Raw genomic sequence first — 22676 nt, 5'->3', positions numbered from 1 at the left:
AAAGAAGACCTACTCTTATTCTCTCTTTGTTTTCACTCCGCATAAGGTACGCTTCTATACTTGGATCGACGCTCTCTTCCACCTTAAGAGAAAGGTTTTCAATCAGGCTTTTCACTTTGTATTTCCATATTTAAAATTGTTTCATAATCTCATCAATGCTATGTGCGATACAAACTGGTTTCCATATCTCTGACCCTTTTTCGGCTGTGTATATCGGATGAAGTGGATCGCCTATATCAACAAAGATAGGATCACCCATATCCGTCTCATATCCAATAACGATCCAATCCTCTTGCCAATCTCCCTTTTTCCCACCAATAAGCGAATTTTTGTTTTTATCATATCGATATCCAATTTGTCCCTTTTCCAATTCATTTTCGTGAAATAAATATATTTCAAATGATTGTAATTCAATATCATGTTTCTTCGAAGTTTCAATAAGCCCTAAAAGCTCTTTTACTTTTGGATGTTGTTTCATGCATCCCTATCCCCTTCTATTTTTTCTAAATTTTAACTAAATTGTTTTTGAAATACAATATGTTTTTTTGGGAAAAGCGTTACAATCTAGGGACATTTCTGCAAAAAAAAGTAGCCTCATTTTATAATGAGGCTACTTTTCTATATCAATTAAAATTTAAATTCTTGTCCAACTTCATAGCTGTCTTCTAATACAAGAATACCTTTTTCCTGTGGAGCATCTGGAAGCTCTAATTCACGTGCCGAGCAAATCATTCCAGCAGACGGAACGCCGCGAAGCTCTGCCGGTTTAATTAACATACCGCTTGGCATTACAGCACCAATTTTTGCAACAACAACTTTTTGTCCTGCATCAACGTTTGGTGCACCGCATACGATTTGTAATGTATCTGTACCGATTTCTACTTTACAGATATTTAATTTATCAGCATTTGGATGCTTTTCTTTTTCAGCTACATAACCAACAACAAATTTCGGTGTGAGATCAGCTTCTACTTTTTCTTCAAAGCCATTTTCTGCTAAAATCTCATTGATTTTTGCAACTAGCTCTTTTGTTAAAGTAAGGTTTCCATTTTCCTTTACTTCTACATAAGAAGACGCATTAAAAATGTTAAATCCTCCTGTTACATTGCTTTCACGATCATAAACGCGAGCAACATCTTCTTTGCGGTCAAACGTACGATTTTCTAATGTAATATCTTGTAAAGCAACAATTAATGTGTCGCCAATTCCTTCAAGGTTGTAAAAAACGTTCACTTTGTTCATCCTTTCTCTTTTCCATCTGTCTTCTTCCGATTTTTTGCTAAAATAAAGATTGGTTCAAAGTCTCCATCTTCATATACAAATGAAAGTGATGTAATCGGAACATGACCTTCAGCAAAAAACTTCATTGTCATTTGTGCAATAATATCATAACCGATTTCGTTCACGATATCAGCAACAATTAATACATCTTGGTGTGGAACAGCCACAACCATATCGCCTGAAATCTTCTCACGCATTGATTGTAATAGCGATTCATTCAAAATACGACTCGCATCATAGCCATCATTTGTGTTTAAGAAATAAAATGTATTTCCTGCTACTTCATCTTGTTTAAATGTATAGCCTAATGAACGTACATTAAACAATGCCATTTCACGTACTTGCTGCTCAGTAAGCCCTAGCTTTTGTAACAAACGCTTATCAATTAATCGATATGTTTTATTAGAGTCTAATGCATAATAAATACGTGTTTCTGCTGTATGATCTGTCATTAAAAACGGATTGCCTTCCTCCGCTTGTTGCGGGAAAGAAGTAGAGCGAATAACTGGCAGAATTTTTGCTGCACTGCTTTCTTCTTTATGCATCGCAACTAACGCCTCTTGTACGTAATAGACAACATCTTCAATTGCCGCTTCTTTTTTCACTTCCCATTTCGCTACAACTCCTGGGAGTGACACAGTAATACCTTTTTTCGTATCTTTTTGTTCAATGCGAAGTGCATCTTTTTCGCTATCATAATGAAATTCCCATTCCGGGCGAGCCAACCTCTTTATTAGCTCTTCTTTCATTTTTTTACTTGTCATTTTCATGTCGTTTGCCTCCCTTCCAAAAAAATAACCTCCCCCGCGAAGGTAGAGGTTGTTTTTACAATTTAATTGGCTACTCGCCTTATTTTAACCCTTCAATAAACGCTTCAATTTGCTCTTGTGTTTTACGATCTTTGTTTACATAGCGTCCAGTTTCTTCACCTTTATTGTACGCTACAAAGCTAGGAATGCCAAATACGTCTAATTTTACGCATAGATCAATAAATTCATCACGATCTACATAGTAAAATGAGAAATCATTATATTTCTCTTCTACTTCCGGCATAAATGGATCAACAAAACGGCAATCTGGGCACCATTCTGCTGAAAACATAAAAATCACTTTCTCTTCATTTTTTAACGTTTGAAATTGCTCCATGCTTTCTAATGATTTCATCTATATTTCCTCCTCTAACGAAGTGTATCTTTTCATGTTTAATCTTCTTTTATACTACCATACATCACGTATGGTGCAAGGTTTATGCTTGTTTTTCATCATACTTATATTGCCCAACTAACAGCTTTACAACATGTACAAATAATTGTGTCCGATCAACATAATGATCTGTAAAAATACCGATTGCACCTTCATGGCTACGAATGTCTTTTCGTTTTACAAATTCCTCCATCACTTCACTCAGTTCTTTCCCACCTTCAAGAGGAGCAAGAAAATCATCTGGTAACTTAATACGTGCACCGCCCGCTACAAATATTTTACCTGTACTCGTTGCTAAAGCCCCCCAGTTACACATAAACAAACCATGCTCTGTTTTCATAACGCCGCCTTCTAATCCAAACCCGATGTTAGCTTTCTCTGCTTCTAGCGCTCGCTTTGCTCTATTGATTGCACCTTGCATCGTTTCTTCATCAGAAAATGGTTGCGCTGCGACTCCTGAAGGAACCGAGGCAGAAGTAATATTCGCCTCTTTCCATACTTCTTGCACGGCTCCTACTTTCGTTTGATTTTTCGATCCAACTGCTACTTTCATCTCATTCACCTCTATATAAATAAGTGCTACAAAAAACAAAAGATAATTGATACTCTTGTTCTTTCTTTATTTTGGCTCTGTATGGGGATAAACAGAAAACCCGAGTGTTTCTATGCATGAATGGACGCCCTCTTCTACCTTAAAAGAATGATTTCCTCTCAGTTCTTCACCATATATACCTTCTTCGATTTCCCAACAGATATATTTTGGCTATGAAACCAAAAGAAGACCACCACTCATTTTTCCCTTTTGGTTTCACATGGCACGGGGCCAAAACAGGCACTGACCGCTTCTACACATAGCTGGGTCCTCTCTCTAATCCCAAAAAAGAAAAGGGGGAGATAATCCTTCGCTTTCACACTCCATAGTTTCCAGCTATGAAAGCACAAACAGATCACCCTCTCATTCCCTCTTTCGTGGTTCACATGACACGAGACGAAAATAGGCACCAACCGCTTCCACACACGGCTGGGTCCTCTCTCTAATCTAAAAAAAGAAAGGCTTTTAGGCCCTTCCTTTAAGCGTTATTTTTAATTGTTTCCAACGTTGTTTTATCTGTTGCTCTCACAAGCTTCGTAATCAATTCTTTCGCCGCTGCATAATCATCAACATGTAAAATAGATGCATGTGTATGAACATAACGAGCGCAAACACCAATTACCGCTGACGGAATACCAGAGTTACTTGTATGTACACGACCTGCATCTGTACCACCTTGCGAAATAAAGTATTGGTACGGAATGTTATGTGTTTCTGCTGTATCTAAAATAAATTCACGCATTCCTCTATGTGTTACCATTGTACGGTCATAAATACGAAGAAGCGCTCCTTTACCTAATTGGCCAAACTGCGTTTTATCCCCAGATGCATCATTTGCTGGACTTGCATCAAGCGCATAGAAAATATCTGGCTGAATCATATTTGCAGCTGTTTGTGCGCCGCGAAGACCTACTTCTTCTTGCACAGTCGCACCAGAATATAATGTATTTGGCAGCGTTTCGTCTTTTAATTCTTTTAATAATTCAATCGCAAGGCCACAGCCGTAACGGTTGTCCCAAGCTTTTGCCATGATTTTCTTTTCATTTGCCATCGGTGTAAACGGGCAAATTGGAACGATTTGTTGACCCGGTTTCACACCAATTTCAAGTGCATCTTCATAACTATCTGCACCGATATCAATTAACATATTTTTTATATCCATCGGTTTTGCACGTTGCGCATCACTTAATAAGTGAGGTGGAATGGAACCAACAACCCCAACAACCGGTCCATTTTTCGTCATAATTTGTACACGCTGTGCTAGTAATACTTGACTCCACCAGCCTCCTAGCGTTTGAAAACGAATCATCCCATTTTTCGTAATTTGCGTAACCATAAAGCCAACTTCATCCATATGACCAGCAACAAGTACGCGTGGGCCATTTTCATCCCCTTTTTTCAGACCGAACACGCTACCTAAACCGTCTTGGACGATTTCATCGGCATATTTACTTAGCTCTTGTTTCATAAAACGGCGCACATCATGTTCAAACCCTGATGTACCTTGTAATTCTGTTAACGTACGAAATAATTCTAATGTCTCTTTATTCACGAAGTTCCCTTCTTTCAAACCTTAGTAGAATACCTCTTTTATTGTAACGAAATTTTCGAAATGTTTCTAGTTTCTTCTTTTTTCATTAAAATTGCATTATAATTATTATCAATACACTATTTTATAGAAGTGAGGTGAATATATGAGCTGGAAAGGTTTACTAGCTGGTGTTGGTGTTGGTTTTGCAGCTGGTTATCTTGTTGCAAACAAAGTGCAAGAACAATCCCATATTTCTTCAGAAAAAGCATTGAAAATGGTGAAACAAGCATTAAGTCATAAAGGCGAAGTTACTGGCTCTTGGGTACATATGGTTCCAGAGACATTTGAAAAATATGATGTCGCGTATGAAGTATACCGCGGCGGTCTTACAACAATTTTGAATGACATTCAAGAACGATTTGAATTTTTAGTAGATGCAAAAACAGGTACAGTTTTAGAAGTAAACGCTGCTTAAAGGAACTCTAAAAATCTGAAAACATACGTTTAACTAAAGTGAAAATTTAATCAGTGGAAGTTTGCTTCCTCACCAACTGATTATTAACTCTCACCAATCGATATTTTACAGGCAGTAGCCACATAACAGCGTGCAGACGAATTTCTGCACGCCTTTTCACATTCTTTCAATTATCGTTGCAGTCGACATCCCATGTCCAATGCAAATTGTCAGCAGGCCGTATCTTCCCTGCCTCCTCTCCAATTCATGAAGAAGAGAAGTCATTAATTTCGCACCAGTTGCCCCAAGTGGATGACCCAATGCAATTGCACCACCATTAACATTGACCTTTTGCAAATCTGCTTCCATTTCCTTTTGCCATGCTAAAACAACCGATGCAAATGCTTCATTAATCTCTATAACATCCATATCCTGAATTGTTAAATTTGATTTTTGCAGCACTTTTTTCGTTGCGGGGATAACGCCATCAAGCATTGTCGTCGGATCAGAGCCAACAACCACTTGATTCACAATACGAGCACGCGCTTTACACCCCAGCTCTTTCGCTTTTTCACTATCCATTAACAAGATTGCTGCAGCACCATCACTAATTTGGCTTGCATTCCCTGCTGTAATCACTCCATTTTCTTTAAACACCGTTTTTAAATTGGCCAACGCTTCATAAGAAGTATCCCTTCTCGGTCCTTCATCATTTTCAACTACTATTTCATTTTCTTCTTTATCTACACCGCGCAGTGGGACAATCTCTCGCTGAAAGTGTCCAGATTCGGTAGCTTGAAGTGCTCGTCTATGACTTTCTAGTGCGTAAGTATCTAACTGTTCACGGGTAATACCGTATTTTTCTGCAATCATCTCAGCAGATACACCTTGATGTACAATTTGATACTTTTCATGAAGACTACTTGGGATAGTCTGTTCATTTCCATCGCTTAAAATAGGAACTTTTGTCATATGTTCTACACCAGCTGCAATTGTAATGTCCATATCTCCTGATTTAATTTCTTGCGCGGCAAAGTGAATAGCCTGTTGCCCAGAACCGCAAAGACGATTAATCGTTACTGCCGGAACTGTTATAGGAAAACCTGCTTCAAGTGCCGAAAGTCTTCCAATATTAAAACCTTGTTCGTTAATTGGCGTTACACAACCCATAACAATATCTTCTATGATCTCTTTCTCTATATTTCCCCGTTTTGTTACTTCATCTAGTGCAGCTGCCGCAAGTTGTACGGGATGAAGTAAACGAAACGCTCCATTTCTTTTACCAACTGGCGTACGTACAGCTTCAACAATGACAACATCTCGCTTCATATTTTCTCTCCTACTTTCCCTTTGGAATAATCATAAAAGCCTTTCCCAGTCTTTCTTCCAAGATGCCCTGCTTCTACAAGTTTCACAAGTGTTTGCGGTGCTCTAAATCTATCACCAAATGCTTCTGTTAGTCCTTTGCTCGCAAATAGCATTGTATCTAGCCCTACATAATCTGCTAATTCAAATGGTCCCATAGGATAGTTCAAACCAAGCTTAATTGCTTTATCAATCTCCTCTTTACTTGTAATGCCTTCTTCATACATACGCATGCACTCTAACATATGAATAGCAATTGCCCGCGTGGTCACAAATCCTTGCATATCTTTCACAACTACCGTTTCTTTCCCAAGTTCTTCTGACACCGCTCTTACTGCTTGTATCGTACTTTCTGCCGTAACTACTCCTCGCACAATTTCAACGAGCTTCATAACAGGAGCAGGATTAAACCAGTGCATTCCCACTACTTTTTCGGGGCGACTCGTTGCACTTGCAATCGCAGTTACACTTAGCTCAGACGTATTTGTTGCTAGAATAGTAGATTGCGCTGTATAGAAATCTAGCTTTTGAAAAATCTCCTTCTTCAACTGTAATATTTCCGGTACCGCTTCAATAACAAGTTCTACATTTTGGCAAGCTTCTTCCAGTATAACTGTAGAAGTAATATGAGCTAGAATACAATTCTTCTCCTCCTCTGTCATACGTCCTGCGGTAACGAAACGACTCAAGCTTTTGGTGATCGTTCCATAAGCCTTTTGTAAACTTTCTTCTGATACGTCATACATTTTCACCTGTTTACCACCCATCGCTAACGCTTGGACAATTCCACTTCCCATAATTCCTACACCAATTACTGCGATATTTTGAATCATCATTACCCTCCTATCATTACTTTTCATTTTTTCTATGTAATGCATCCAAACAAATCATTCGTTTCGAAATAGTCTTGAATATTCGCGGACAATATAATGAGAAACATCAATAACTGTTATTCCTTTCAGCATCATAAGCCCATACTTTTTGCAATTATATTTTTCATAATCTCATTCGTTCCAGCATAAATCGAACTTACCGGAATATCACGATAACGCCGCGCAATCTCGTATTCTTCCATATAGCCATATCCTCCGTGCAATTGTATACACTCTGCTGACACCTTTTTTGCAAGATCTGTTAACCACCACTTCGCCATCGATACTTTTGTTACGATATTCTCACCATTCATATGAGCGGTAATACATTCATCTACAAATGTTCTACCAATTTCAATTTCCGTATACATCTCTGCTAATCGAAACTGTACAGTTTGAAAATCACTTATACTTTTCCCAAATGCTTTTCTCTCTTTTACATACTTTTGCGTTATGTGTAACATTACTTCCGCCGCTGTTTTCGCTGCAATTGCAACGATGAGACGTTCTTGCTGCAGCTTTTCCATAAGATAATAAAAGCCTTTTCCTTCTTCCCCTAACAAATTCGCGGCAGGGACTTTTACATCTTCGAAAATAAGTTCTGCTGTATCTTGGCTATGTAAACCAATTTTTTTTAGTTTTTTCCCTCTTTTAAATCCTTCCATTCCTCTTTCTAAAACGAGCAAGCTCATTCCTTTATGAGCTGGTTTAACATTTGTGTCTGTCTTACAAACAACAATGACTAAATCCGCATGAATACCATTTGTAATAAATGTTTTTTCACCATTCACGACATAATAATCACCTTCTTTCCTTGCCGTTGTTCGAATACTCGCCAAGTCAGAACCTGCTCCTGGCTCTGTCATCGCAATTGCAGCTATATATTCACCGCTTACGCATTTTGGTAACCAGCGTTTCTTTTGTTCTTCTGTTCCGTACTGCGTGAAGTATGGAACAACAATATCATTATGCAAACCAATTCCAATTAAACTTGATCCAACCTTTTCAAGTTCCTCATTAATGACAACCGAATATCCAAAATCAGCACCTGCTCCACCATACCGCTCATCTACCATGGGACAAAGAAAACCTTTACTCCCCATGCTCGTCCAGAAAGAACGAGGAATCATCCCCTCTTTTTCCCAATCGTTATAGTATAGATATGCTTCCTTTTCTAAAAATTTGCGAAAAGCATCACGGAAAATGTGATGCTCCTCCTGTAAATACTTATGTTTCATCCTATCCTCCCTTCTGCTCCTGCTTTACGCAAAATAAACTTTTGTATTTTACCACTTGCATTTCTTGGGAGTTGTTCAACAAATACATAGCGACGCGGACGCTTGTAATCAGCAAGTTTATCACTTGCTTTACAGTACTCATCTAATATTTCTGCGGTGAGAGACTGATCTTTTGAAACGATGTACGCTAGAACACTCTCTCCCCAAAGCTCATCTTTCTCTCCAAGTACCGCAACATCTAAAATGCTTTCATGCGTATACAAAAAATCCTCGACTTCACGTGGATAAATATTTTCTCCACCACTAACAACCATATCGTCAACGCGATCTGCAACATACAAATAACCATCTGCATCTACATAGCCTAAATCTCCTGAATGGTACCATCCTTTATATAGCGCTTTTGCTGTCGCCTCTTCATTGTTGTAATACCCTTTCATCAAACAGGAACCTCGCATAATAATTTCTCCGATTTCATACGGCCTTACTATATCATTGGGCTCAGATGGCCCTTCTTCATTTGGACGGACAATACGAATTTCATGATTATAGGCAGCTTTTCCTGCAGAACCTACTTTAGTAAGCTGCTCATTCTCTCGTAAAAAAGTAACTGCCGGCCCCATTTCTGTCATACCGTAAGCTTGTACTAATGAAACGTTCAATTTTTCATCACATGCTTTTACAAGTGCTGGTGCCATTGAAGCTGCTCCATACAAACCGTACCGAAGAGAAGATAAATCATACCGCATTAAATCTTCCTGCAACATCATATTCCACATTGTAGGTGCCGCAAACATAACAGTAACCTTTTCTTTTTCAATTGTTTCAAGAACATTCTTTGCATCGAAATGGTGTAGAATAATATTCGCACCACCGCTATGTACCCTTGGAACGAAGCAACAATGCAGCTCTGCACAATGAAACATTGGTGCTGTTACAAGACCACGACTATTCTCGGTATAATGTAAATATGCGATTCCCATCAAACTTTGATCGATAATTTCTCGGTGCCGGTGAAGTACCCCCTTTGGGTAACCAGTTGTTCCACTTGTATACATAATGGAACAAATATCATCTTCTTTTACTTCTACTGCTTCAAATTGTGGTAATGCATTGGATAGTTTTTCTTCATATGAAATAGAAAACGACGGATGAGTTTGGTCAATGTACCAGAACTGAATATGAGGAAATTGTTTATGAATGCTTTGCACTTGAGAGGATAATTGCTGTTCAAAAAGTACGATTTTTGGAGAGGCATCTTCTAATATATAACTGAGTTCTTGTGGCTTTAATCTAAAATTAATTGGGTTAAATACGGCACCAATTTTCGCACAAGCAAAACATGTAGTTGCTAGTTCACTACTATTAAACAGGAATGTCGAGACGCGGTCACCTTTTTTTATACCACTTTTTTGAAGCGCATAAGCTAGCTTATTCACTTGTTCGTTCCATTCCGTATACGTCCAGCGAATATTTTTTTCCGGTTCAACAATGGCTTCTTTATTTGGATATCTTCCAGTGGTCAGTTCAAGCAAATTTCCAATCGTTATATACAATATGTTTCCCCCTTTCAAATAAAACGCTTATCATATAGAACGTGTGTTAATGCAGTAGCTCAGAGATATTATAACAATTTTCAGAATATTTTAAAGTTTATTCTTTCGACAAATCCTGACAACGAAATAGTTTGTAGTTGTCAGGAAGCATGGAGGGCCCTCCCCTCCATGCTTCCATCTTTCTTACACTTCGCTTGATACATTCACTTCTTTTCTTTCTACTTTCTCAAACATATTTCCTTCCTCATCCCACTTCACAGCACGGTAATACGCATCATGGTAAAATGTAAACCATGCCTTTTTCTCCACTCCATACTTCAGCCACTTCTGCTTATGTTCAATAGATGTCATTGGGTAATCATCATAAGCCATAATCCATAGTACATTTTGATGGGCATGCGTTGGCAGTAAATCTGCCAAATGCAGCATTGTTTCCCCCTGGCTTTCGAGAACAATCACAGCATGACCATCACTATGCCCACCTGTGTGCACCATTCTTACTTCATCTGAAATTTGGATTTCTTCTTTAAAGGTGACAATTCGCTCTACAATTGGCTCCCAATTTTCTGTCCAGTATGTATTACGAGAACGAATATTAGGGTTTCTCATTTCGTTCCATTCTGTTTCTGACACGTACACTTTTGCATTTGGAAATGTCGGAACAAGCTTACCATTTTCCCATTTCGTTAATCCTGACGCATGATCGAAATGAAGGTGTGTCATTAATATGGAATGAATATCTTCTGGCTTTAGACCACGCTCCTCTAGAGAAATTTCAACTGATGATTCTTCCGTTACACCTTGATTCCGCTTCATCTTTTCATTCATTTTATTATTTCCAATTCCTGAATCGATAAGCATGTTTCCATCTTTCGTTTGCACAAGCAATGGGTCTGTCCGTAAATAAATATGATTTGTATCATTATGTTTATATTTTCGTGACCACATTACTTTCGGTACAACCCCAAACATTGCACCTCCATCTAAATGAGTGTTTCCGCCACGCAGCCATGCCACTTTTATTTCTCCTATTTGTAAACATTCCATCCTATATTCCCCCTTTTCTATTTGATTTTAACACAAAATTCAGAATGTTTTTCGCAAGAAAAAACCTACACATTACTGCGTAGGTTCCATGCGATATTTCGCTTCAACACGATAAATACGGTGTCCTTTACTAGAGAACTTCTCTTCGTATTCTGTCATAATATTGCCTTCGAAATCACTATTATGAAGATCTAAGCTAAGGAATGTTAGTAGCATACCATATTCAGCCATACTCATAAGAGAGTATTCAAACAAACTTTGGTTATCTGTTTTAAAATGAATTTCCCCGCCCGTTACTAACACTTCTTCATAATTACGTAAAAACGTTTTATACGTTAAACGACGCTTGGCATGACGATTTTTTGGCCATGGATCTGAGAAGTTTAAATACACACGATCAATTTCGCCTTCCGCAAAGAAAACTGTTAAATCTTCAGCATCTTTATTAATCAATTTTAAATTTGGTACTTCTTCTTCAATTAACTTATCAAGTGCATCTACAATAACACTTGTGAATTTCTCAATTCCGATATAGTTAATATGCGGGTTTGCTTTTGCCATCTCATAAACGAAACGGCCACGACCTGTACCTACTTCAATATGGATTGGATTATCATTTCCAAACACTTCTTTCCAATTGCCACGACGCTCCTCTGGATTTCCAATCACAAACTGTGAATACTCATTAATTCGATCCATTGCATATGGTTTATGTCTTAAACGCATAGATGTCTCCCTCTCTTTACCAGACTATTTTTAGAAGGTTTATTCCTTCTTTCTTTTTTAATCAATCTATCAAACAAAAAACCAAGTACGTACGAGCACTCGGTCCGTTTCTTTCAAGTATAAGGTGTATCATTTTGATACAAACTACAAAGAGCATAGAACGAAACTTTCACTTCTGTAGAAACGTTTCGTTAGCCACTGATTAGCTACTCCATGATGAAATAGAAAATTTCTCTTACTTGTTCAAATTGAACAACAATCGAAAGGATGATCCAGTCATGCCGATCAATCAACAACATCAATTAGAAATTTTAAAAGATATTTTAGTCAATCACCAAAGTGATTGCTGTGGAACGGTTTCTGAGTGCGAACAATTAGAACGGCTCATTCAATCACTACTTGCAAACGATAGTGTAAACAGCGATGTAAAAGCAATGCTAAACGATGTATATTACTATAGTCAATCGGGTAAATATTCTCCTGATTTAGACAATCATATTTCTAGTAATCAAGAGCAACTTACGCAATGGATTTCTGGAATGGACAATTTTTCTTAACTTTTTACTCTGAAGCAAGTAGTTGCTGTAAATATTGATGCCAATATTCAGCTTCTGCTTGCTGTTTTTTTGTTGTATGCCATTGAACAGATAAAATAGTTTGTGCCACTACATACCACTTCATACGCTGAACCAATGATTCATTCATTTGAATCCCATAATACGCTAACCACTCGTCCCATTCGTGACGCGGAACATACCAATGTAATAACATGCCAAGATCAAGGGCAGGATCTGCAATAACAGCCCCATCCCAATCAATTAAAAATAATTCATCTTCATCCGATAATAACCAATTGTTATGATTCACGTCACAGTGACATACGACAAACTCATCATATTCAATATCGTTCAGTGTAGCTTTTAAATACCCCAGCCCTGTCTGAATCGTTTCATCCGTTCTTATGTCTCCTCTTAAAATGAAATACAATTGTTCTAATAACTCCTGTGCATGTAGTGGCTGCTTTCCAAGCCTTTGTATCATCTGCACAAGTGCTTTAGACGAATGTATTTTTTTTAAAAGCTTCGCAACACGTTCAAGTTTCATTTCCTCTGGCTCTAGCTTTTTCCCTTGAAGCCACTTTTGAGCTGAAATCACATCACCGTTTGTCACTCTTCTTGTCCAAAGTAATTTTGGAACAATTCCTTCTGCCGACAATACCGCTAAAAAAGGCGATGTATTACGCTTTAAAAATAGCTTTTGTTGTCCATTTTGTGCAATATACGCATCGCCCGTTGCCCCACCAGCTGGTATAAGACTCCACTCTTCTCCTAATAATTGTTCCAACCATTCCATATTCATTACCCGTTAACAAATCCTTATCTTTTATAGTTATGAAAAGAAAAACCGCAACACCTTTTAAACATGTTGTGGATTCATATATTTTTTTTACTGTAGTTAAATGAAAGAAAACTTGGCATAAGCCAAGAGATGAGGACAAACGAATCGCCCATCCTTTTACTTTATTTTACAAAAACAATATTAGAATGACAACTTATCGAAATCGTCACCTTTGTCAATTCTACATTTATTACATTCTCATCGTCAAGTAGCTATTTGTCACATTATCGTCAATATATACGAGCTAATAGGAGCCACTTGAAATTCACTTCCTTGAAATGAAGAAATTGGCTGTACTTTTGCTTTTACACTATCTGCTAATACGTACCACATTTCATGTTTTGGCAGCGAAACCGTCTCTAATTGCACACCATTATGAAATAAAACAACAATTTCCTTCCAAGGACCGAACTCTCCTACATTTTGTAAATGATACGCAACAACAGTAGGAGATACTTGTAAAAATGTCATATGCTTCTTTATAAGGTGAGCCGCCTGTAAGCGAAACGCTCTATGCGCCTTACGAATCGCAATCAAGCCTTGTATATACGCAATCGTTTCGATTTCTTGCTCTTTCTGATCCCAATCAAGCTGATTAATTTCATCAAGCGCATTGTAACTATTTTCATTTCCTTTCTTAGAACGATAAAATTCTTGTCCTGCATGTAAAAATGGTATTCCTTGTGAGAGTAATGTCATCGCTGTCGCTAGGCGATGACGCCTTTTTTGCACTTCTTCTGTTTCCTGATTGCTGCGCACGAGTTTATCCCACATCGTCATATTGTCATGACATTCTACATAGTTAATACTTTGAATCGGCTCTAAAAATAATCCGTCTCCTTTTTCATTTATAAGACTTCCTGTTAACACATATTGTAAATGTACAGGGTCTACACTTCCTCCAAATGCAAAACCACGTTTACTTACATCAAACGTACTACCTTTTATCGCATCACGAAATTGATCATTGAACTGCGCAATTCGCGGCATTTTGTTTGCATTGTTAAGCGTTGCTTTCTCCTCTAGCGGAAGCGGTGTTTGTAAATCCCAGCCTTCACCTAATAACAGCGCATCCTTTTTTATTTTCCTTACTTCCTTTTCTAATTCATTCATTGTTTCTACATCTAAAACTCCCATTAAATCGAATCGAAAACCATCAACGTTATATTCCGTAAGCCAATATAGAACAGAATCAACAATAAATTTCCGCATCATTTTTCGCTCTGATGCTATATCATTCCCAACTCCCGTTCCATTTGATGGCATACCATTTTCATCATGTCTGAAATAATATCCTGGTACAAGCTTTTCAAAAGGTGACGTTTCTCTTTCATATACATGATTGTATACAACATCCAAAATCACGCGGAGTCCATGTTCATGAAATTTTTCAATAAGTTGTTTACAATCCTTGATTCGATTATAAGGGGCGGTAGGATCACTTGCATACACTCCTGTTGGAACGTTGTAATATAATGGGTTATAGCCCCAGTTATACGCCGCAAACGGACGTGTTTCATCTACTCCAGCAAAATGATGAAGAGGTAAAATTTCAACATGTGTAATTCCTAATTCTTTTATATAAGAAAAAGCCGTCTCTGTCCCAAGTTTCCCCTTCGTATTCTCTTCCGTTAATCCCGCATATGTCCCCTTTTTTACCACACCACTATTGGGATGCATAGTGGCATCACGAATATGGACTTCATAAAGGATTGCATCGGTAAAAAAATCTAGTTTCGGTAACACATTTTGCTTCTTTATATATGTCTTCTCAAGATCAACCACAACTCCATACTTACCATTCACTGATACGGATTTTGCATATGAATCTACAGCTTCATTCCATATTAAATTAATACAAACGAGAAATGTGTACTGCGCTCCCTCAAAATTCCCTTGTAAAACATGGGACCAAACACCATTCTCTTCTCTTTGCATCTCATAATCCATATACTCTTTATCGTTTTTATAAATTCTTACTTTCGCAAGTCGTGCAGTTGGTGCCCACATTTTAAAAGTTGTTTTTTCCTTTCCATAACAAGCTCCTAAATCACTACCATCATAATAATATTTTTCATCAAATACATCCGTGCGAATAACCGCTCCAATTTGTAAATCTGTTTCTTCATTTCGCTCATCTCGCACTATATAATACTTTCCTAAATCAAGTGGATATTCTATATAGCATTCATACTTTGTTATATCTGGAAGAGATATGATTTGAGCAATCTTAAGCTCCCATACACGATTTCCTTCCTGCATAAAAAATGTCCGGCTTGTTCCATACGTATGCGGGAGCAAAATTGTAATTTTATTCATTTCATCTAAATAAGCTTCAAATGGACGCTTTACTTTCAGCATAAAAAATCACCATCATTCTCGAAATTAAAATGAAACTATATGAATATAAATTGAAAAACCGACATAAACCCTTTCTTTTTAGGTGGGAGAGAGCAACTGGCCATGCATAGAAGCGGTCAGACCCTCTCCCTGCCCCGTGCAACGTTAAAACAAAAAGAGAAAACAAGCAGCAGTCACTTTTTGCTTTACATAGCAGGGGATTTTGTGTTGAAAAATCAAAATGGATTTATATATCTGTACGAAATAAGTATCCCCTAAAGATAAAGTGAAACTTCCATCAGCGGGGGGGGTTCTTCATCTCCACTCAGCTTTCTTGTTTCTCTCTGAATCTTGAGGTGGGGGTCTTACCGCTCGAAAATAGCGGGATAAATCGAAAATTACACAAACTTACTATTTTCTATAGTATATTCACATTCATAAGAAACGTTTTTACACTTTAAGATTCTGTAACTTCATTTCATAAATTGGCTTATACTTTGGAGTTTGATGGACGTGAGATTCGTACAATGTAACGGTATCAGCCTTAAACAATACTGCATCCATTTGTTTTAAATTTTTAGGATTAAATTTTCCTTCTCCACTCCACTTACGGGCAATAGTAATGTGCGGATGATAAGGACGTGTTTCAAGAGAAAAACCGTTTTTCTCACAAATCGCATGCACCTGTTTTTGCAAATCAAATAATGCTTGATTTTCTTTTAATCCAGCCCAAAATATGCGTGGGCTCTCTACTAAGCCGAATGTAGAAAAGTTTTGCAGCGTGAGCTCTAACTCTGGTTTATTCACAAGGAGTTGTAACCCTTTCTCTATTCCTTGCAGTTGTTCCTGCTCCGCGCTCCCTAAAAAAGCAAGTGTAATATGATAGTCTTCTTTATGTACCCACGAACGAAAGGGTAACTTGTCCTTCATTTCTTCTTTAAAGCTCGCGAGCGTTTCTTTTATATGATTCGGCAGAGTAACCGCTAAAAAATAATGTGGAACCATCTATATCTTCTCCTTTTTGTTATTGTTGCTTTTCTTTTGTATCTCATTCCAACAATATAAAGAAATCCGCCCTCCAAATGGAGAGCGGTCATATTTCAGCATACAATCAACCTATTTCGCTAATTCATAAATTGCTTGTGCATAAATTGCTGTTGCTTTTAGTAAATCTTCTATTTCAATATACTCATCCTTTTGATGAGCAAGTTCTTCTTTTCCAGGGAATAGCGGGCCGAATGCTACACCAGCCTCTAGTGAACGAGCATATGTACCACCGCCAATTGCTAATAACTCTGCTTTTTCTCCTGTTTGTTCTTCATACACACGTTGCAATGTACGAATTAAAACGTGATCTTTATCAACATGATGCGGACGTGAGTTAGAATAATCAGCTACTTGGAAGCCGTTATTGCCGACATAGTCTTTTAATTTCTGCACTGTCTCTTCAAAATTCGTTGTTACTGGGTAGCGTACATTTAAACCAAAGTTTCCGCCTTCTTCTTTCGTATAAGAAAGGCGCCCCACATTCACTGTTAATGATCCGCTAATTTCATCTTTATAAGCGATTCCTGCTTTTTCTCCAAGCGTATCATCTGTAAAAGTTTCTGTAACAAATGCCGCAAATGAAGCACCTTTACCGTCAAGAGCAACCGTTGTTAAAAAGTTCGCTAACAAGAGACCTGCGTTTTCACCTTTTTCAGGAGTAGAACCGTGAGCGGAAACTCCCTCTACTTGTAACGTCACAATATTTCCTTCTACATCTGCTTTACCTGTCTTCTTAGCAGTTTGTAAGTATTGTTCGTAAGCATTTCTAATCGTCGCTGCTTTTTCAGTCGTAATCACTGCTTCAGCAAAATCAGGAACCATATTTAAACGGCGCCCTGAAGAAAATGAAACAAGCTCATATTCTCCGCTTTTTGCTTCACTATTCTTTTGCACAACTTGTATATCAGAAATTCCTTTTTCCGCATTAATAATCGGGAAATCTGCATCTGGTGCAAAACCAATTGTTGGCATTTCTTCATTTTTGAAATAATGATCTACACACTTCCAGTTGCTTTCTTCATCCGTTCCTAAAATCATGCGAACGCGTTTTGAAAGTGGCAATCCTAATTCTTTTACAATTTTCATTGCATAATAAGCCGCCATTGTCGGTCCTTTATCATCAATCGCACCACGTGCAAAAATCTTTCCATCACGAATATCAGCGCTGTATGCAGGAGTTGTCCAGCCATCTCCTTCTGGCACAACGTCAACATGACAAAGAATACCAACTAATTCTTCTCCTTGTCCCATTTCCAGATGCCCTGCATACCCTTCTAAATTTTTAGAAGTAAATCCTTCTACTTCCCCTTTATGTAACATGAAGGATAATGCTTTCGCTACACCTTCTCCAAACGGTGCACCTTCTTTTGCTGTTTCTTCTTCCCATACACTTTTAATTTGCAGGAATTGCTGCGCATCATGAATTAATTCATCTTTTCTTTTCTCAACTTCTTCTGTCCAATTAATTGCTGACATAACTGATTCACCTCTTCTATATTCTCTCTTTCATCATAGCAAACGAAAATCCGATATGCCAACAAGAGAACATTCAATAACGAACAATTTTAACATTTCAGATACTTCGCATTAGTTTTTCTTTTATTTTTCTAAAAAAATTTGCAGGAATTTGGCGGTTTACGTAGAAATTTATGTGGTAGTTGATAGAAGAGACATAGAGTATCAACTACCAATATTTTTCTATTTCATTATTTGTTAAACTTTTGTAAAATTTAACTAGGTTAAAGCATGAAATTTGTCAAGTGGAGTACAATGGGAGTAAGGACCTTCTTTCCTGAATGGGGTCAAAAAAACTAGTAGAGGAGTGGTTTTCTCTTGAAACCTACGACTACTCGTATGCTAACACGCATTAAATCAATTTATATGTACATCAATGAGAATGGTACGGTAACGACGAAAGACCTTGTAGATGAGTTCGGGATCACACCACGAACAATACAACGTGATCTGAATGTGTTGCAGTTTAATGAGCTCGTGTATAGCCCTTGCCGCGGTAAGTGGACAACAACAGGAAAGAAAGTGAGAATGACCTCATAACGAAAACAATTGTATCTAAAATATAATACATACCCCTTTCTGTGAAATCAGAAAGGGGTTCTTTCTATTTTTAGGGAATCGGTCTCAATCTTGATTCTCTGTTTGAACTTGATACGTTTTTAACATTTCTACTTCTTCATCTGTTAATTCGCGGTACTGACCAAGTTCTAATTCTTCATCTAACACTAAAGGTCCCATCTCTGTTCTCTTTAAATAGACAACTTTTTTCCCAACAGCTTCAAACATACGCTTCACTTGATGGAATTTTCCCTCTGTAATAACAAGCTCAATTTCAGACACATCGTCACTTTTCAAAATTGTAAGCTCACCTGGCTTCGTTTCATAGCCATCATCTAGAATAACACCTTTTGCAAATTCTTCGATATCTTCTTCTGTTACAATGCCAGCTACATGTGCATAGTATTTTTTCGGCACGTGCTTTTTCGGAGATAGTAGCTGATGCGCAAGTTTCCCGTCATTTGTTAATAATAGAAAGCCTTCTGTATCAATATCAAGTCTTCCAACTGGAAACGGATCAAAGATTGCATCTTCCAATTCCAATAAATCGACAACTGTTTCATGGTTATCATCTTCTGTTGCCGAAATAACGCCCTGTGGTTTATGCAGCATTAAATATACAAATTCCTTATATTCAACAATCTCACCGTGAATCGTCACTTCTTGTTCTTCTACATTCACATGAAACTTCGCATCTTTTACTGACGTTCCATCAATTTTTACAACACCGTCTTTTAATAATTTCTTTACTTCTTTTCTACTTCCGTATCCCATATTTGCTAATAATTTATCTAATCTCATTCTTTCACCTTCTTATATTTATCATAGAAAAGGGGACGTGTATTACGCCCCTTTTGATTTCATCTTTAATTTCAACTTACCACCAAGCTTACGCTGAATCTTCTCTAAAGCTTCTCCGCCAAATACTCTTTCAAGTACACCTGTGCGAATTGCTAACAATCCGTAAGCAAGGCCACCAATACCTGCACAAATCGCAACTGTAACGAGCGCCCCAAATCGGCTCTCAGGCGAAATCATAAAGGATAGCAGCCATTGTGATAGTTTTACGAAAATGACCATCGCAAGTGTTAACACTGCAATTTGGAATGTTCGCTTATATACAACACCGAATGAATAGTGTGCATATTTTTGAATTTGTTTATTCGTATACCAAATGGAAGCTAGGAATCCGATGCCCGTCGCTACAATAGCACCAATTGCACCGAAATAACGGATTAAAATAACATTACATAAAAACTTTAAAACAACACCCATACCAAGCGCAATAATCGCATGTTTTTGCTGGTTAATACCTTGCAATATCGCTGCCGTTACTGTAAATAAAGCAAATAATAAAGCTACTGGTGCATACCACATAAGCACTTGTCCACCTAATGGATCCTTTTCATAAAACGCTGTATAAATCGGATACGCAAGCGTAGAAATACCTACTACTGCCGGTAATGTTAAAAACATATTTGCCTGGTACGTTTGTGTAATTTGTAGTTTTAAATAACGAAATTGTTTTTCTGTAAATGATTTTGTAATTGCTGGAACAAGCGTTAAACTAAATGCTGTTGCTAGGGAAACAGGAATCATAATTAACTTATGCGTCCACATCGTAAAAATACCAAGTGCTCGCTCTGCAATATCCCCTTGCCCAATCGCTTGCATAATAGAGTTAAATGTTAATGTATCAATTTGTTGATATAAAGGAATTGTTAACCCAATAACAACATAAGGAATTGCATATGCAAATAATTCTTTAAATAATTGAGCCGTACTTACTGTTGATTCTGGTATAGTTTGTTCAATTAAATATTGATCGAGATGCTTTTTGCGTTTTAACCAGTACCATATTAACACACCGAGCGCTCCCACAGCTGAAACAAACGCTGCAAAAGTTGCCACTCCAACTGCTGCTGCTACTGATCCTCCTATTACTTTAACAACAATAAAACTACCCGCTAATAAAAAGACAATACGAATAATTTGTTCAATAATTTGTGATACCGTAGTTGGTCCCATTGATTGATGACCTTGGAAATAACCACGAATTAAGCTTGCTGCTGGTACAACAATAAGCGCAAAACTTACGAGGCGAATAACCATCGTAACGTCTTCTATACTATTGTGTATACTTTGTTTACCAAGCATTGCCTTAGCAAATAATGGCGCAGACATGTAAAGAACTAAGAAGGAAAGGATTCCTGTTGCAATCATCATAACCATTCCTGAGCGGAACATTCTCCGGCTCGTCTTATAGTCTCCAAGCGCATTATATTTAGAAACAAATTTTGAAACAGCAAGCGGCACTCCCGCCGTTGCAATACTTAAAAAAATCGTATATGGAATATATCCATACGTATAGAGCGTTCCGCCTTCTGTGCCCACTAATGCATGAAATGGAAAGACGTAAATCATGCCTAAGAACTTAACTAAAAAAGTTCCTAACGTCACAATAAGCGTTCCGCGCAGAAATTTTGAATCGGACATAGATGATCCTCCTACATATATAACGCTGAACTCTAACCTTTGTATTGTACCACAATTCTTCAGCGAAACAGTACCTCACTGAATTTTTCTTTTCTACGAAAACATGCTATTCTTTTAGGCAGGAAATGTAGAAAACGAGGTCGATATACTATGCATTATGATGTTATTGTCATCGGAGGAGGCCCTTCAGGATTAATGGCCGCAATCGGTGCTGCTGAAGAAGGCGCGCGCGTCTTGCTTCTTGATAAAGGAAATAAACTAGGACGTAAACTTGCAATTTCTGGTGGCGGTCGCTGTAACGTAACAAACCGCTTACCACTTGATGAAATTGTAAAACATATACCAGGAAACGGTCGCTTTTTATACAGTGCCTTTTCTATCTTTAATAATGAAGATATTATTACATTCTTCGAAAAGCTTGGCGTAAAGCTAAAAGAAGAAGATCACGGTCGCATGTTTCCTGTATCTAATAAAGCGCAATCTGTGGTCGATGCTTTATTAACGAGATTACAGGAACTAGGTGTTAAGATGCGTACGAATACACCTGTTGAAACGATTGAATATGAAAACGGGCAAACGAAATCCGTTGTTCTCAAAACAGGTGAAGTTTTGGAAACAAATCATGTTGTTATCGCTGTTGGCGGAAAATCCGTCCCTCACACCGGTTCAACTGGGGACGGTTATGCTTGGGCTGAAAAAGCTGGACATACAATTACAGAGCTGTTCCCAACAGAAGTTCCAATTACTTCAAATGAACCATTTATTCGTGACCGTACACTGCAAGGTCTTGCCTTACGCGATGTAAATGTAAGTGTATTAAATCCAAAAGGCAAAGTTGTCATTTCTCATAAAATGGACATGCTCTTTACTCACTTTGGTCTTTCAGGACCAGCTGCTCTTCGCTGTAGTCAGTTCGTCGTAAAAACGATGAAAAAATTTAAAATGCGCGCGGTAGAAATGAGCATCGATGCATTGCCAGAAGAAAATAGCGAACAGATCTTCCAGCGCATGATGAAACAAATGAAAGAAGAACCGAAAAAAGGAATCAAAAATGTGTTAAAAGGATATGTTCCTGAACGTTATTTCCTATTCTTATTAGAAAGAAACGGAATTGATGGTAGCGAGCAAGCTGGGCAAGTTTCTCACGAAAAGATTCGTGCACTTGTAAAAGACTTCAAAGAGTTTAAAGTAACTGTAAATGGCACACAGCCACTTGAAAAAGCATTCGTTACAGGAGGCGGCGTTTCTGTTAAAGAAATTTATCCGAAAGAAATGGCTTCTAAATTCATGAACGGCTTATACTTTTGCGGAGAAGTTCTTGATATTCACGGCTATACAGGTGGCTATAATATTACTTCTGCCCTTGTTACAGGCCGAATTGCCGGAACAACTGCAGGACAAAATGTAAAAATACAGTACTAAAAAGAAACATGGGTGGATTCTTTCCACTCCTGTTT

General features: G+C 37.8%; 22 protein-coding genes. 4 read left to right on the top strand and 18 right to left on the bottom strand.

From position 1 onward, the window contains the following. Positions 1–130 precede the first annotated feature (130 nt). The 6 genes from AAIE21_RS19050 to AAIE21_RS19025 all read right to left on the bottom strand — a co-directional run bounded on the left by AAIE21_RS19050 (position 131) and on the right by AAIE21_RS19025 (position 4628). Complete coding sequence (locus tag AAIE21_RS19050; RefSeq protein WP_343268217.1) at positions 131–478, bottom strand: thiamine transporter; 348 nt, start codon at positions 476–478, stop codon at positions 131–133. Positions 479–627: 149 nt separating this feature from the next. Next, a complete protein-coding gene (gene ytpR, locus AAIE21_RS19045; protein WP_343268216.1) occupies positions 628–1242 on the bottom strand; it encodes a YtpR family tRNA-binding protein in 615 nt (204 codons plus the stop codon). Next, on the bottom strand, positions 1239–2051 hold the full coding sequence (locus tag AAIE21_RS19040) for a DUF1444 domain-containing protein (RefSeq protein ID WP_343268215.1): 813 nt from the start codon (positions 2049–2051) through the stop codon (positions 1239–1241). The genes ytpR and AAIE21_RS19040 overlap by 4 nt, the downstream gene beginning before the upstream one ends. A gap of 79 nt (positions 2052–2130) precedes the next feature. Next, on the bottom strand, positions 2131–2445 hold the full coding sequence (locus AAIE21_RS19035; protein WP_343268214.1) for a thioredoxin family protein: 315 nt from the start codon (positions 2443–2445) through the stop codon (positions 2131–2133). Between the two features lie 82 nt (positions 2446–2527). Further along, positions 2528–3037, bottom strand: coding sequence for a DUF84 family protein (locus tag AAIE21_RS19030; protein ID WP_343268213.1), 510 nt, complete (start codon positions 3035–3037; stop codon positions 2528–2530). A 517-nt stretch (positions 3038–3554) separates the two neighbouring features. Beyond that, positions 3555–4628, bottom strand: coding sequence for a M42 family metallopeptidase (locus tag AAIE21_RS19025; protein WP_343268212.1), 1074 nt, complete (start codon positions 4626–4628; stop codon positions 3555–3557). Positions 4629–4770: 142 nt separating this feature from the next. Here AAIE21_RS19025 and AAIE21_RS19020 point away from each other — a divergent pair, with 142 nt between their 5' ends. After that, positions 4771–5082, top strand: a complete 312-nt coding sequence (locus tag AAIE21_RS19020) for a PepSY domain-containing protein (RefSeq protein ID WP_098491931.1) — start codon at positions 4771–4773, stop codon at positions 5080–5082. A 156-nt stretch (positions 5083–5238) separates the two neighbouring features. Here the strand turns inward: AAIE21_RS19020 and AAIE21_RS19015 are convergent, their stop codons facing one another. The 6 genes from AAIE21_RS19015 to trmB all read right to left on the bottom strand — a co-directional run bounded on the left by AAIE21_RS19015 (position 5239) and on the right by trmB (position 11865). After that, on the bottom strand, positions 5239–6390 hold the full coding sequence (locus AAIE21_RS19015; protein WP_343268211.1) for a thiolase family protein: 1152 nt from the start codon (positions 6388–6390) through the stop codon (positions 5239–5241). Then, entirely contained in the window at positions 6387–7259 is an 873-nt protein-coding gene (locus AAIE21_RS19010) for a 3-hydroxyacyl-CoA dehydrogenase family protein (RefSeq protein ID WP_343268210.1), read from the bottom strand. Before AAIE21_RS19010 ends, AAIE21_RS19015 begins: the two co-directional genes overlap by 4 nt. Before the next feature lie 131 nt (positions 7260–7390). Beyond that, a complete protein-coding gene (locus tag AAIE21_RS19005; RefSeq protein ID WP_343268209.1) occupies positions 7391–8536 on the bottom strand; it encodes an acyl-CoA dehydrogenase family protein in 1146 nt (381 codons plus the stop codon). After that, on the bottom strand, positions 8533–10092 hold the full coding sequence (locus tag AAIE21_RS19000) for a fatty acid--CoA ligase (RefSeq protein ID WP_343268208.1): 1560 nt from the start codon (positions 10090–10092) through the stop codon (positions 8533–8535). The genes AAIE21_RS19005 and AAIE21_RS19000 overlap by 4 nt, the downstream gene beginning before the upstream one ends. Positions 10093–10275: 183 nt before the next feature. Then, positions 10276–11139 (bottom strand): YtnP family quorum-quenching lactonase, encoded by an 864-nt coding sequence (locus AAIE21_RS18995; protein WP_343268207.1) that lies wholly within the window; start codon positions 11137–11139, stop codon positions 10276–10278. A gap of 72 nt (positions 11140–11211) precedes the next feature. Beyond that, positions 11212–11865 (bottom strand): tRNA (guanosine(46)-N7)-methyltransferase TrmB, encoded by a 654-nt coding sequence (gene trmB / locus AAIE21_RS18990; protein ID WP_343268206.1) that lies wholly within the window; start codon positions 11863–11865, stop codon positions 11212–11214. A gap of 278 nt (positions 11866–12143) precedes the next feature. Between trmB and AAIE21_RS18985 the strand changes: the two genes are divergently transcribed. Next, the gene (locus AAIE21_RS18985; RefSeq protein WP_343268205.1) at positions 12144–12422 is read left to right on the top strand and encodes a YtzH-like family protein; all 279 of its coding nucleotides are present in this window, start codon (positions 12144–12146) and stop codon (positions 12420–12422) included. A 4-nt stretch (positions 12423–12426) separates the two neighbouring features. On the opposite strand, the gene AAIE21_RS18980 is transcribed toward AAIE21_RS18985, so the two are convergent. The 4 genes from AAIE21_RS18980 to pepV form a co-directional block, all read right to left on the bottom strand. After that, entirely contained in the window at positions 12427–13224 is a 798-nt protein-coding gene (locus AAIE21_RS18980) for a phosphotransferase (protein WP_343268204.1), read from the bottom strand. Positions 13225–13482: 258 nt separating this feature from the next. Next, a complete protein-coding gene (gene pulA / locus AAIE21_RS18975) occupies positions 13483–15624 on the bottom strand; it encodes a type I pullulanase (protein WP_343268203.1) in 2142 nt (713 codons plus the stop codon). 429 nt (positions 15625–16053) lie between these two features. Then, complete coding sequence (thpR, locus tag AAIE21_RS18970; RefSeq protein ID WP_343268202.1) at positions 16054–16608, bottom strand: RNA 2',3'-cyclic phosphodiesterase; 555 nt, start codon at positions 16606–16608, stop codon at positions 16054–16056. A 111-nt stretch (positions 16609–16719) separates the two neighbouring features. Next, a complete protein-coding gene (gene pepV, locus AAIE21_RS18965) occupies positions 16720–18126 on the bottom strand; it encodes a dipeptidase PepV (RefSeq protein WP_343268201.1) in 1407 nt (468 codons plus the stop codon). Positions 18127–18483: 357 nt separating this feature from the next. Between pepV and AAIE21_RS18960 the strand changes: the two genes are divergently transcribed. After that, positions 18484–18705 (top strand): DeoR family transcriptional regulator, encoded by a 222-nt coding sequence (locus AAIE21_RS18960; RefSeq protein WP_000805512.1) that lies wholly within the window; start codon positions 18484–18486, stop codon positions 18703–18705. A gap of 84 nt (positions 18706–18789) precedes the next feature. Here the strand turns inward: AAIE21_RS18960 and AAIE21_RS18955 are convergent, their stop codons facing one another. Beyond that, positions 18790–19524 (bottom strand): pseudouridine synthase, encoded by a 735-nt coding sequence (locus AAIE21_RS18955; protein WP_343268200.1) that lies wholly within the window; start codon positions 19522–19524, stop codon positions 18790–18792. A gap of 42 nt (positions 19525–19566) precedes the next feature. Continuing rightward, the gene (locus tag AAIE21_RS18950) at positions 19567–21219 is read right to left on the bottom strand and encodes a putative polysaccharide biosynthesis protein (protein WP_343268199.1); all 1653 of its coding nucleotides are present in this window, start codon (positions 21217–21219) and stop codon (positions 19567–19569) included. 150 nt (positions 21220–21369) lie between these two features. Between AAIE21_RS18950 and AAIE21_RS18945 the strand changes: the two genes are divergently transcribed. Next, complete coding sequence (locus AAIE21_RS18945; protein ID WP_343268198.1) at positions 21370–22641, top strand: BaiN/RdsA family NAD(P)/FAD-dependent oxidoreductase; 1272 nt, start codon at positions 21370–21372, stop codon at positions 22639–22641. Positions 22642–22676: the final 35 nt, after the last annotated feature.

This window comes from Paenibacillus sp. 102, assembly GCF_039549175.1.
GTDB lineage: Bacteria > Bacillota > Bacilli > Bacillales > Bacillaceae_G > Bacillus_A.
The sequence above is the reverse complement of the archived record's forward strand: the minus strand, read 5'-3'. Positions and strand labels throughout refer to the sequence as shown.

Coding starts and splice junctions, on each gene's coding strand:
- AAIE21_RS19010 (WP_343268210.1), bottom strand. CDS start 7,259: ATGATTCAAAATATCGCAGTAATTGGTGTAGGAATTATGGGAAGTGGA.
- AAIE21_RS19005 (WP_343268209.1), bottom strand. CDS start 8,536: ATGAAACATAAGTATTTACAGGAGGAGCATCACATTTTCCGTGATGCT.
- AAIE21_RS18980 (WP_343268204.1), bottom strand. CDS start 13,224: ATGAATATGGAATGGTTGGAACAATTATTAGGAGAAGAGTGGAGTCTT.
- AAIE21_RS18945 (WP_343268198.1), top strand. CDS start 21,370: ATGCATTATGATGTTATTGTCATCGGAGGAGGCCCTTCAGGATTAATG.
- pepV (WP_343268201.1), bottom strand. CDS start 18,126: ATGTCAGCAATTAATTGGACAGAAGAAGTTGAGAAAAGAAAAGATGAA.
- AAIE21_RS18955 (WP_343268200.1), bottom strand. CDS start 19,524: ATGAGATTAGATAAATTATTAGCAAATATGGGATACGGAAGTAGAAAA.
- AAIE21_RS19030 (WP_343268213.1), bottom strand. CDS start 3,037: ATGAAAGTAGCAGTTGGATCGAAAAATCAAACGAAAGTAGGAGCCGTG.
- ytpR (WP_343268216.1), bottom strand. CDS start 1,242: ATGAACAAAGTGAACGTTTTTTACAACCTTGAAGGAATTGGCGACACA.
- AAIE21_RS19050 (WP_343268217.1), bottom strand. CDS start 478: ATGAAACAACATCCAAAAGTAAAAGAGCTTTTAGGGCTTATTGAAACT.
- trmB (WP_343268206.1), bottom strand. CDS start 11,865: ATGCGTTTAAGACATAAACCATATGCAATGGATCGAATTAATGAGTAT.
- AAIE21_RS19020 (WP_098491931.1), top strand. CDS start 4,771: ATGAGCTGGAAAGGTTTACTAGCTGGTGTTGGTGTTGGTTTTGCAGCT.
- AAIE21_RS19035 (WP_343268214.1), bottom strand. CDS start 2,445: ATGAAATCATTAGAAAGCATGGAGCAATTTCAAACGTTAAAAAATGAA.
- AAIE21_RS18985 (WP_343268205.1), top strand. CDS start 12,144: ATGCCGATCAATCAACAACATCAATTAGAAATTTTAAAAGATATTTTA.
- AAIE21_RS19015 (WP_343268211.1), bottom strand. CDS start 6,390: ATGAAGCGAGATGTTGTCATTGTTGAAGCTGTACGTACGCCAGTTGGT.
- thpR (WP_343268202.1), bottom strand. CDS start 16,608: ATGGTTCCACATTATTTTTTAGCGGTTACTCTGCCGAATCATATAAAA.
- AAIE21_RS18995 (WP_343268207.1), bottom strand. CDS start 11,139: ATGGAATGTTTACAAATAGGAGAAATAAAAGTGGCATGGCTGCGTGGC.
- AAIE21_RS18950 (WP_343268199.1), bottom strand. CDS start 21,219: ATGTCCGATTCAAAATTTCTGCGCGGAACGCTTATTGTGACGTTAGGA.
- AAIE21_RS19040 (WP_343268215.1), bottom strand. CDS start 2,051: ATGAAAATGACAAGTAAAAAAATGAAAGAAGAGCTAATAAAGAGGTTG.
- pulA (WP_343268203.1), bottom strand. CDS start 15,624: ATGCTGAAAGTAAAGCGTCCATTTGAAGCTTATTTAGATGAAATGAAT.